This is a genomic window from Microcystis sp. LE19-10.1B (assembly GCF_027530565.1).
GTDB lineage: Bacteria > Cyanobacteriota > Cyanobacteriia > Cyanobacteriales > Microcystaceae > Microcystis > Microcystis aeruginosa.
Window position 1 is genome coordinate 19,771 of record NZ_JAPZQM010000294.1, and the last position, 9,858, is coordinate 29,628.

The window sequence follows — 9,858 nt, forward strand, 5'->3', positions numbered from 1 at the left end:
TTCTTCACAATTTATTAATCTATTAACAGGTAGGTCAAATCATGGGAAACTTCCAAGCTATAAAAATCGAAACAGACGATCGAGTTGAGTTTAAAGACAATGTTATTAATGTCATTACAATTAATACCACACAAACGCCTACCATAACAAATTACTATCAATCTATACTCAAAGCGGCTTTAACAACTTTTAAGCTTAAAACCGAACTAACTCCCATTACGATGGACAATAAGATAATAGATGAATTTAATAATTCAATGAAATCCCTATGGGGAGAAACCTGCCAATTCAATCAATGCCTCATTGGCTATATCTTACAAGACACCCATCTTTCTAAAGATGTTGACACACTTTTAGCTCGAATAGCCGATGAAGAAAATAAATACTACTGGAAATGGCTCGACGGTAACAATGAGGTAAAAGATACTCCTGGCAATCAAATAATACTGAACCGATTACGCATTGTAAATGCAAATTTGCTCAATAAAATTTTTGTAAGATTTGATAATAGTACAGGTAATAAGATAGGAGGAAAACACTGGATAACAAATGAAAAACCCCTTCAGGATCAAACCTTAATCGTGCCAGCCATTGCTATCAGCCCAGAGGGATCTTATACAAATGGCACTGACTTATATTACGGTGTTTATGTAAATCCTAACGCTAGATTGCTTTTTCTGGATAATAGTGAAGATACCCAAAGATATAAATACGGAAAAAAAGATGGTTCTAATGATTATGAGATAAAGCGAACTTACAAGTATGATGAAAAAATAAAAAATAAAGATGAAGAGCGTGATAACGAAGACGCTGAATATTTTTTAGGAAAAGGAAATGAGCAATATCGTTATTTGTGGGAATTAAGAGGTCAAATCAATAAGTTGGGTGATAAGGAGAAGGGGAAGAATACTGTAACTAAAACTATACAAAATGTCTTTCAGTTGAAAACAGAGAGTAACTTGTTGAAGAACAGAATTCATTTCAAAAAGGATGATGGAAAAGATGATACTGAAAGAAATGATAAAGAAACAGAAAAAGCTAAAGACTTAGCACATCAGGCGGCTTGCGAGCTTCCTAAGGGAAACTATCACTGTTTTTACCACGATAACGGGGGAACTTTAATGGGGCATATCTCCGCCGTAAATATAGGCGAGGGAGGGCGTGGAAGTAGTGGCTATCCTATGCGTGCCGATAGGGTGAATGAGGTAAACTATAAATGGTTAATTAATTTGCTTGATGGAGATGCAAATTTTCCCTTAGCAAAATTATGGAGTTATGTGTTTGAATTAAATCCAGATTGTCTAGTAACGTCTCCTCCAGCAATTAAACAAAACCGCACAACTAACAAACCTGATGCTTTCTACCCTACTAATTGGCCTTACGACAAAGTCAAAAAAGATGGATTTAAAAATCCTGTCATTGGTAGTATAAATAGTTTGATTCAATATTATAAAACATTTAATCAGTCAGCAACTAAGAGAAATAATCCTAGCCAAGACCCATTTCCGCCTCGCGTTACGAATCCGAGCATTCCTGGTTATGATTATAAATTTGATATCAAAAAAATTGAAATATCTGTAAAGTTAGACAATACTGGCTACCGGGTATGGAAAAAGTTCAACGCTGGTGGACAAGACCTCACTTTAGGTTTTAACGAAAATGAACGAGTAGATGCGGGGAAAACGATGGCAGAAGCCTTGAGTGATTTTCATGTATATCCTGGGATGAAAGCCAGTAATATCACGCCTAAAATAACTGATTCTAAATTATCGGCTACCTCCTTTGCTAAATATGTACTAGGACAGCTTAATGATGATGATGTTAAGAAGCAATGGCGCAAAGATAATAAACTAGATGCAAATGCTACTGTTGATGCTTCTAGTTTAAAAACCGATCAAGAATGGTGTCACCTGTTTGGTCATGGGGATGGCGGTCCAGAAGAATTGGGTAATTTTGTTTCTGGTAGCAAACACTGCAACACTGAACAACTGGCGATTGAAACTGGTCAACGTCGCGTCAGTCAAAATGAAACCGATTTTACAGCAGTTGAACGAGGTAAATTAAAAGCCCGAATTACGGCTTATTTGATACCGAATGCGGGTACATGGGTAACAGGAGGAAGTTATACGCAAAAAAGTTTAAATGAAAAATTAGGTATTGACAAGGAAAATCCTCAGCTGGACTTAGTAACACAAAGAGATAAATTTTTTGAAGGCGTGCCGTTAGCAAAGCCAGTTAAATATAGATTAAAAACAGATGGTTCTGGTAACATAGATGATCAGGCTCTTAGAACAGCTTTTAAAGCCTTGTCAGATGAAATTAGTAGTCCTGCTACTGATGCAAAAAAAAAGAAACAGCTTTTCCAATTCCGGCACAATTTAGAAAGACATTTTTTCATGTATCTACCAATAGCCCGTTGGATGCGCTACAAGCTTTATTATGATGGGAAAAAAGTGTTTGACCACATCTACGATGCTCAAAGTGAAAGCATAAACTTACATGAATGCCAGATCCTTGATTACATGGTAGAAAGAGCGTTATATATAGCAATGGGTAAAGAGTCTGAGTACAAGCAAAAAATTAAAAGCCGTGTAGAAAAACTGCTACCTAGCGAGGAAGAAGCGGGGATTATCGGCAGAGTTTTAGATTTAGATCAAAAACTACATGAAATCCGCAATAACCTGAATTCAATAGAGGGGTTTGCAGAACAAATAGCAGGGGAAATGTCCACAATAAAGGACCGTCTAAAAGTGCTTAATCCTGATTTTCCAAACATAAAACTAGATCAACCAACAACAAATTGCAGCCACCTAGAAACAGCGCTTAAAACGGCCAATACTGACATTGAATCCCAAAGAATTATTTACACTGAAATTGAAAAAGATTTTAACAAGATGACCGTAGAACAGCAAAATCAAAGCCAACTTAAATTGATTATTACAGACACAGGTTTGGGGATGAAAATTCAGAATTTGAAGACAAAGGTTGAGGACATACAGAAAAGTCAAGCAACTATACAAACTGACATTGAGAATATGAAAAAAGAACTTGCGAAGGAAAAACCTGATAAAACAGTAATGGAAGTTGACAGTATTGAAGAAAAAGCCAGAGGAGTTAAGAGAAAGCTTGAAGAAATAAAAGAAGATCAATCAACTTTATCTGAGCATGACAGGAGAAAACTAAGAAAACAACAAAGTATGCTTTTAAATGCTAAGAAACTGTAAATCAATCTATCCCATTAAAAAACCAACCTACTTACATGAGCAATCCCCACCTTCAATCCATCAAAAACCAACTCAACTTAGGTCATTTGACACTGGATCAGAATGCCATCGGTTCAGCTTTAGCTAATCAACTTCAACAAGCCTTTTCTGGAGAAATATTACAACTTGAAGGAGTAAAACAACCCATCACTGAAACGGATGATTCCTTGCATTTTCAAGCAAGAATACCTTCATTACTGGGAGTAAGACTGCAAGCTGTTGAGGGCATCTTTTTTGTATATAATGGTCAGTTAGAATACCTTCTAAAAGCCACTCTCCCGAAGGTTTGGGATTTTTCTTGGTCTTATCCAGACCTTCCCGATTATACTAATTTTGGCAACGATCCAGATGCGGGTAATCAATCCTCACTTTTTTACGACTTACGATTTCCCGCTGATAAGCCGATGGTACTGGTTTTTTCTTCCCACAATTTTCAGACAGATCAAACCCCAAAATCCTATCTCACATTACTAGATACTACCTTAAATATTAGTAAAATTCATCAGGGGCTAAATTTTGTTTCAGAGATAGCACTTTCAGAGATGCCACTTTTACATACACTAATAGAATATGCGGGTTATAAAGATTCATCTTTACCTTTTTATGGATATATAAATCAACAACCTGAATACGAAGAAATACGCTTAGAGATAGAACTAAATTTTACTAAAACCTATGAAAATATTTTCAGTTTTGGGATTTATTCACTTGTCTTGCATACCAGCATCTCTCTTTATGCTAACTATATAGGATCGGGGATTAGCTTTTTAGGGAGAGTTACCATAGGAACCTCAAAAACACCTAAAAACGTAGAGATAGTCTGGCCCGTAGGGAGTACACAACTCATCATCGAAAATGCAGAACCTATTCCTTTTCCCGGTTTCGATACTTTTACTAACTTATTAAGTGGTCATTTACCTAACAATAGCGATACCTTTCCTCTGGCAATAAACTCATTAAGTACCCTAGAAATTCGTGAATTATCCTTACACTTATCCCTAAGTCCACTGAAGGTATCTTATATTGTCTTAAGTATCGGTACCACAGCAAACTGGAATCAACCCTTATTAGGAAAAGCATTAACAATTGAAGGTTTATTATTACGATGGGAAGTTAGCCCCGGAGATCCGACTCCTATTCGTTTTTATCTTCTATCCGCTTTCAATGTGGGAGGGGGTTTAGTAAACGCTTCAGCTGTCTTTCCCGACTTTGCTTTTTATGGTGAACTTGGCTTATATCAAACCATCGCCCTAGAGCAAATCATTGAGGAAATAATCCCCAATGCTCACCTGCCACACATCTCTATATTAGACCTTGCGATAAGTGCTGATATCAAACAAGGGTTATACGCCTTTGAAATAGAGATGGCTAGTGATTGGGAATTGAACTTGGGAGGAACTTCTATCTTACCCCTTAAATATTTACATCTAGAGATAGAAAAGAACCTTGGTGGTAGCTTTGCTACAATTAACAGTGTTCTGACTATTGCCGGGGTAGATATGATTCTGCTGGCGACTAATGCCAACGAAAGTGGGGGTTGGACTTTTGCCGGAAGTACCAGACCTGGACAGCAAATTCCCATCGGACTGTTAATAAAAGATTTAGTAACAACCTTTGGAATAACAGATGAAGGTTTTCCCAAAGCTATTGAGGGATTAGTGGTTGAAAATATAGCAACTTATTTCAATACTGAAACAAAAAATTTCTACTTTACCTGTGAATCTATATTGGAGATCGAAGAAGAAATAATTGATGTAATTCTTCAAATTAATATTACCCAACAATTAGACGGCTCTTATAAAAAACACTTTGATGGACATATCACTATTGGGAGCTTAAAATTTGCCCTCATTTTCGATACTGACCAAACCTCTACCAAATTCCTTGCTGCTTACCATGATGACCAGACGGTAAAAGTTAAAGACCTGATTGGTTATATTGATTCTCAGCTAAAAAATGATATACCAGAAGGACTAGAAATCAACCTGAAAGATGCTTTATTTGCCTATTCTAAACAACAAACCTTAACTAATTTTCTCTTTGGTTTAAATATTGATGGTGGCATTAACCTCTCTAACCTACCCCTAGTCGGACAAGAATTTCCTCCCAATCAAACCCTGAAAATTTCCCTACAAATCTTAGCAACTAAAGCTGATTTTACAGCCCCAGAATTACAAGCCTTAAACACTTTATATACCGACGGAGGCATTAAACTACCCACCACCGATATTAACCAACGTCTCGACCTTATCCCCTCGCTTCAATTCGGAAGCGAAATCCAACAATTAGAACTCCCCATCACCATCAATAAACAGACGGGTCAAATAGAAGGAACAACCCCCCCACGGGATAATAACCTTTCTCCCCCAGTCGTCACCCCTTCCTCTACTCCCACCCCAATTAGTGATAGTACCAAATGGTTTACACTGCAAAAAAGCTTGGGTCCCGTCCACTTTCAAAGAATTGGTCTGAAATACCAAGACTCAAAAATCTGGGTTTTATTAGATGCCAGTCTTAACCTAGCCGGACTTTCCCTCTCCCTCGATGGACTTGCCGTTAACTCCCCCCTCAATCAATTTGACCCCAAATTTGACCTTAAAGGCATCGGCATCGACTACAAAGGCAGCGACACCCTAGAAATCGGTGGCGCATTCCTCAGAACTACCCGAAACGGCATAGACGAATACAACGGGGCCGCCGTTATCAAATTTAACGTCAAAGCCAAAACCCTCAACCTTTCCGCCATAGGGTCCTATGCTTATTTTCAAGGACATCCCTCCCTCTTTATCTACGCCATTCTTGACTACCCCATCGGTGGACCCTCTTTCTTCTTCGTCACCGGATTAGCCGCCGGCTTTGGCTATAACCGCGCCCTCAAAGTCCCCACCATTGACCAAGTTGCCACCTTCCCCCTCGTCGCCGAAGCGGTTAACCCTCCTCCGGCTGAGGGTTCTAACTCAGACCAAGCCGCCCGACTCACAGGAGAACTAACCAAACTCCGAGACTATATCCCCCCCGAAACTGGGCAAATATTCCTCGCCATCGGCATTAAATTCACCTCTTTTAAACTGATTGACTCTTTTCTCCTGCTTACCGTCGCTTTTGGTAATCGTTTTGAACTTAATATACTTGGTTTAGCCACCCTCATCGCCCCCCCAAATGTAGGCGCAGGAGTCCCCCCGGTTGCCCAAGTACAACTAGCCATCAAAGCCAGTTTTCTGCCCGCCGAAGGATTTATCGGCGTTATTGCCCAACTTACTCCTAACTCTTATATCCTTTCTCAAGCTTGTCATCTCACCGGAGGATTTGCCTTTTATGGCTGGTTTGCCCCTAACGTCCATGAGGGAGATTTTGTCCTCACTTTAGGGGGTTATCATCCCCTCTTTAAAGTCCCAGACCATTACCCGAAAGTACCTCGCCTTGGGCTTAATTGGCAAGTTAGCAGTGAACTTTATATCAAAGCAGATGCTTATTTTGCCCTGACTCCTTCCGCTATCATGGCCGGGGGACACCTCCAAGCTACTTGGAATAGTGGTCCTCTGAGTGCTTGGTTCAACGCCGGGGCAGATTTTCTCATGTCTTGGAAACCCTATCACTACGATATTTCTATCTATATTGATATGGGGGTTTCCTATACTTTCCAATTTTTCGGGACTCAGCATATTACCGTTCAATTAGGGGCAGATTTACACATCTGGGGACCCGAATTTACAGGTATTGCCCATATTCATCTTTGGATTATCTCTTTTGATGTGAGCTTTGGTAGCAGTGCCTCGCAAGCACCCACAGCCATTGACTGGAATGAGTTTAAAACCTCTTTTCTCCCTGCTGCTGATGCTATTTGTACCATTGCCGTTAAAGAGGGTTTAGTCAGAAAAGTTAATCAAGACGATAAAACAGATTTAGGGAACATTAATCCTAAAGATTTCTGCTTAGTCGCTAATTCAGTCATTCCTATTAAAACTTGTAATGTTAATCTTAATACTCAGGAAATTAATACCCAGTTTGGCATCGGTTCCATGGCAGTAACAGCCTCTGAGCTAATCTCAGAATTAACGATTACTATTAATAAAAATGGTACAACGCTAAACTCAACAGAATTTGACGAAGATTTTGCTTGTACTCCCCTATTTAAAAAAGTTCCCGTCGCACTTTGGGGCGAATCTTTAACCCCTAGTTTGAATGGTAATCAATTTATTGAAAATACCCTATCTGGATTAGAAATTAAACCTAAAAAACAACCAGAACTGGGGGCAACTCAAGCCATTAATCGCAGTAAATTACAATTTAGCACTACTTCAATTAATAATGCTTATCATTGGCGAACGATTAGCACTTTTCAGGAGGAAACCACTAAAAACATTAGTAACACTATTGTAGATAATGCAGTCAACAACACCAGAGATAATTTACTAAAAGCACTAAATTTGAAAAGTGAAGAAATTGATCTCAGTGCAACAATTGCCGATCATTTATTAGGTTCACCTAAAATTGGAGTTTTAGTTAATTAATTATTATTAAAGGAGTCAAAAATGCCAGAAACTACCACAACTGAACCCACTAAAATTGAATTTATTCAGTATCATCAACCAGCTTTAAAAGATGGTGACTATGAAATTACTGTTACACAAACCATAGAAAGTGGAGCAAAAATACCTAGAACTACTTTTACAACAGATATTACAACAAACCAGAAAACTAAACCTATTCGTTTTACTGTATCAGGAGAACGCTTTGAATTAAAACCTACAGACATCCACGCTGTATTTCCCCCTGATGGTAGCTTAGGGGAACATTCCAATGTTTTACCCCATATTATCCTAAACCGTAGTACCTTACCTTGGGAACGTCAATCTGTTAGTAATAATAATGATACTGCTTGGTTAGCTTTATTATTATTTGAAGAAACAGAAAACCCCGAATCCAAAATTATTACCCTAGAAACCTTAAAAGATATTAATATTTATACTGCTAAATTTCCTAATTTTAGCCTAGAAAGTGGACAACATGAAGACGATAAAGTAATAATTATTGATGTCCAGAAACAGTTATTAGAAAAAATTTTACCCACTAAAGAAGACTTAACTTATCTTGCTCATGTTCGTCAAGGAACAGATGAGCAAGGAAAATTAATCGGCGATGAATTAGCCGTTATTATTTGTAATAGACTTCCTCAAAAAAGTGGCAGAAGTATCGTCCATCTGGTTTCTTTAGAAGGACGTTATAATAATAACGGTTTTGATTTTCAGGGAGCAGGAGATAATGATAATATTCGTTTAGTTAGCCTAAAAAGTTGGAGTTTTTCTTGTATTGATGAAAAGCAAAGTTTTCAAGGACTTTTGACCCATCTTAACCGAGAACCTAGTACCCTAAGATTGCCACAAGTTAATAATACTGAAGCCGAAAAATATCTATCTATGGGTTATGTTCCCCTACCCCATTTTTTACGACAAGGAGGGAAAACCTTCTCTTGGTATCATAGTCCTTTAATCACAGGAAACAACCCTAACAATAACATCACTTTACCCATTCGTACAGCAGATGAATTAATCATATATAATCCTGATAATGGTATGTTTGATGTTTCATACTCTGCTGCTTGGGAATTAGGAAGATTACTCGCTTTACAGAGTAAAAATTTATCCGTTAGTCTCTATAATTGGAAACGCACTCATAGACAAAGCTTACAAAATGTAGAAACTCATTTACCTGTTTATAATCAACCTAATACAGAACTTCCTGAAAGTATTTATAATTGGTTTGAAGATTTAAATCTTCTTAAAGGTGTACCCTTTAATTATCTCGTTCCCGATGAACTTATGTTACCTGTAGAATCAATTCGTTTCTTCTATCTTGATTCCCTTTGGATAGAATGCTTATTAGATGGAGCCTTTAGTATTGGTCGAGTAACTACATCAGATCATAAACATGATCAAGAAAATAAAACAAATCTTGCTGTTAACAATTACCCCACAGTAACTGGTTTTTTACTCCGTTCAGATGTAGTGTCAGGTTGGCCAGGTTTACTCGTTGATGGTTATAATGAAGATGATACAAAAAAGATTGAACTACTACGGATGGAACGTCTTTCCGCTAATGTTTTAATTAAGGGAGAAATCAAGAGATTAGATATTCACCAAAAACCAGAAACCTTACATTTCGGACTAGACTGGGATGATGAGAATAAAACCTTTTACAAAAAATTAAAAAACTTAGATGGTCAGGAAATTAACAAAAAGGTTGATAATATTCCTTGGAAAGATTCAGAAAAAAGAGTTATAGATATCAATTCACTTACTAACAGGATTAAAGAACAAGTGGACAATAGTAGCTCATTTACCTCTGCACAATTGGCTTTAGAGATGATTGAAGGAGTAGAAAAAGTGAGATTTATTGGTTCTTAAAAACCTATTAACTAGGTAGGCATTAAAAATTATCAGATGCCCCCCTTATTAAGGTAGGGCTGTTTCATTCTCCCATCAGAATATCAAAAGTAAAAGCGATCACTGTCAGGTAAAATGAGAAGTGAACGCGAACTTTTGAAAGATATGTTGAGCTTAATAGAAAAACTAAAACAAGTCAAGGACTTTCGGAA

The 9,858-nt window shown here is 37.6% G+C and carries 3 protein-coding genes; all 3 read left to right on the plus strand.

What is annotated here, in order from left to right; genetic code table 11:
- Window positions 1–41: 41 nt before the first annotated feature.
- From O9332_RS10510 to O9332_RS10520, 3 genes are read left to right on the plus strand one after another with little or no spacing between them, the layout of a single operon-like run.
- Window positions 42–3,224, plus strand: a complete 3,183-nt coding sequence (locus tag O9332_RS10510; protein WP_002758902.1) for a hypothetical protein — start codon at window positions 42–44, stop codon at window positions 3,222–3,224.
- A gap of 35 nt (window positions 3,225–3,259) precedes the next feature.
- The gene (locus O9332_RS10515) at window positions 3,260–7,774 is read left to right on the plus strand and encodes a DUF6603 domain-containing protein (protein WP_288025346.1); all 4,515 of its coding nucleotides are present in this window, start codon (window positions 3,260–3,262) and stop codon (window positions 7,772–7,774) included.
- A 21-nt stretch (window positions 7,775–7,795) separates the two neighbouring features.
- The gene (locus tag O9332_RS10520) at window positions 7,796–9,667 is read left to right on the plus strand and encodes a hypothetical protein (RefSeq protein ID WP_288025349.1); all 1,872 of its coding nucleotides are present in this window, start codon (window positions 7,796–7,798) and stop codon (window positions 9,665–9,667) included.
- Window positions 9,668–9,858 lie beyond the last annotated feature (191 nt).